The organism is Nonomuraea sp. B1E8, assembly GCF_039871515.1.
In the GTDB taxonomy this organism is placed as follows: Bacteria; Actinomycetota; Actinomycetes; order Streptosporangiales; family Streptosporangiaceae; genus Nonomuraea.
The window spans coordinates 1-909 of record NZ_JBDPLS010000052.1 but is presented as its reverse complement, the minus strand read 5'-3'; the positions used below and the strand labels follow the sequence as shown (position 1 = coordinate 909).

General features: G+C 64.2%; 1 protein-coding gene. It reads left to right on the top strand.

The window, feature by feature from the left end:
- Positions 1-779: group II intron maturase-specific domain-containing protein (locus ABGA98_RS45655; protein WP_347624746.1), on the top strand; the 779-nt coding region annotated here is incomplete at its 5' end.
- Positions 780-909: the final 130 nt, after the last annotated feature.

Genomic DNA, 909 nt, shown 5'->3' with positions numbered 1-909 from the left:
CCGAGGATGGCCTGCTGCGAGACACCGAAACCGGCACTCCGCAAGGATCGATCTTGTCTCCGCTGCTCAGCAACGTGGCCCTGTCCGTGCTGGACGAGCACATCGCCCGGCTGCCGGGAGGGCCTGCAACGAGCAGGACACAGCGGCAGGCGCGTCGCCGCCGTGGGCTTCCCAACTTCCGGCTCGTCCGCTTCGCGGACGACTGGTGTCTCATGGTCACCGGTACCAGAGCGGACGCGGAAGTCCTCAAGGAGGAGATCAGCGAGGTACTCGCCGGGATGGGGTTACGCCTGGCCCCGGAGAAGACCTTGATCACCCATATCGACGAGGGTCTGGACTTCCTGGGCTGGCACATCCAGCGCCACCGAAAGAGAGGCGAGGACCGGCACTACGTCTACACCTATCCGGCAAAGAAGGCGTTGCGCGCCGTCTGCCAGAAGATCAAGGACATGTGTCGTGGAACAAACACCAACCAGCCCCTGGCCATCCTGCTGCACCGGCTCAACCCGATGCTGCGGGGATGGTGCACCTACTTCCGGCCGGGTGTGTCCAGCAAGACCTTTGGTTTTCTGGCCTCCGTCGTCTGGCGGCAGGTTATGGCCTGGCTGCGACGGAAACACCGCAAAACGAGCTGGAAGGCTATTCGTCGCCGCTATTGCGACGGCGGGTGGTGGCCCCGCGACGGGGAGACAAGCCTGCTCCATACCGGATCGATCAGCACAACCCGATATCGATACCGGGGAGCAGCTATCCCTTCGCCGTGGACGGCCGCGGGATGACGATCGCACCACCACGACGGGACTTGGGGAGAGCCCGTTGCTCAGTAATGGGCACGGCGGGTTCGGGAAGCGGCCCAAGGAAACGGACCGATCGAAAGACCGGCACCGCGCCTTGGGCCGACTTCACAAG